The organism is Emticicia sp., assembly GCF_049241225.1.
Taxonomy (GTDB): Bacteria; Bacteroidota; Bacteroidia; order Cytophagales; family Spirosomataceae; genus Emticicia.
Window position 1 is genome coordinate 1 of the sequence record NZ_JBMLRC010000165.1, and the last position, 1,402, is coordinate 1,402.

Sequence of the window (1,402 nt, forward strand, 5' to 3'; positions counted from 1 at the left end):
AGCAACCGGAAAACGTATCAGAAAACTACCTTTTGATATTACGAATTTAGGGTAATATTAGATTGAATTTTTAATCTAACCTATAAAATCGGTGGCCGAGCGAATTCGAAGCCCCGATTTTATAGGTTTGTTTTTTTATAGCAATACTAAAACACGCTATCTTTGTGTAAACTTTACGCATTTATTTTCGATGATACAAAATATTAGAGTTGCCGTTGATGCCATTGTTTTTGGCTATCAAAATGGCAAATTGTATGTACTTTTAATTCAACAAAAATTTGGCACAAACGAAATCTATTGGGCTTTACCAGGTGGTTTGGTGAGGAATGACGAGCCATTAAAAGAGGCAGTTCAAAGAGAATTAAAAGAAGAAACCAATGTAGAAGTCAATTACTTAGAGCAACTTTATACTTTTGGCGATGATGTTTTTCGGGATACCCGCAATCGAGTTATTTCGGTTGCTTATTTTGCTTTAGTTGATTCTTCAAAACTTTCGATAAAGGCAGACACTGATGCCGAACACGCCCAATGGATTGAAGTAAATCAGATTCCAAATTTAGCATTTGACCATAATAAAATTGTTGAAAAAGCTATTCAACGTATAAAAGCGAAACTTACTTATCAACCAATCGGATTCGATTTATTACCTAAATACTTTCTTTTCTCCGAATTAGAAACCCTCTATTGCACGATTCTGGAAAAAGAAATTGACCGCAGAAATTTCAGAAAAAAAATCCTCAGTTTTGGTTTTGTAGAAGAAACAGAGAAGATTTCGGTGCATAATACGGGACGACCTGCCAAGTTTTTTCAATTTAATACCCAAAAATACAATCAGCTTCTACAAGAAGGATTTCATTTTGAAATAAAATTTGCGTAAATTTTACACAAAATAGTTGCACATTAAATTTTCACAAACTACATTTGCGTAAAATAAACGCAAACACAAAATGATACTCAACTTAGATAATAATTTTAAGCCATTTCAGAACGAAAACGAAATTGCATTTGAGAGCTTCACTTTTCATGGCGGAGAACCCCATATCAAAATAAAAGCCGACTTTGATATTTCTTTGCCAGTGATGATTACGCACAGAATCAATTCGTTTAATGATTTAGGGCTTTTATGTATTACGGTCGATGCTCTTCGACGCATGGGCGTTAAAATAATTTCGGCATTTATTCCTTATTTTCCTGCGGCTCGTCAAGACCGTGTGATGGTTATGGGAGAGGCGTTATCTGTAAAAGTCTATGCCGATATCATCAATCATTTGAATTTAGAAAAAGTATATATTTTCGACCCACACTCAGAAGTTACTCCTGCTCTACTCAACAACGTCTCGGTGATTTCAAATCATGATTTTATCCAAAAAGTTGTGACACAAATCGGAACAAATCTTAAACT

At 34.3% G+C, this 1,402-nt stretch carries 2 protein-coding genes; both read left to right on the forward strand.

Annotated elements, in window-relative coordinates; all coding sequences use genetic code 11:
• Nucleotides 1–190: 190 nt before the first annotated feature.
• Nucleotides 191–877 (forward strand): NUDIX hydrolase, encoded by a 687-nt coding sequence (locus ACOVO2_RS09525; RefSeq protein ID WP_421769737.1) that lies wholly within the window; start codon nt 191–193, stop codon nt 875–877.
• A 70-nt stretch (nt 878–947) separates the two neighbouring features.
• A partial coding sequence (locus ACOVO2_RS09530; RefSeq protein WP_421769738.1) for a ribose-phosphate pyrophosphokinase-like domain-containing protein occupies nt 948–1,402 on the forward strand: 455 nt, incomplete at its 3' end.

Coding starts and splice junctions, on each gene's coding strand:
- ACOVO2_RS09525 (WP_421769737.1), top strand. CDS start 191: ATGATACAAAATATTAGAGTTGCCGTTGATGCCATTGTTTTTGGCTAT.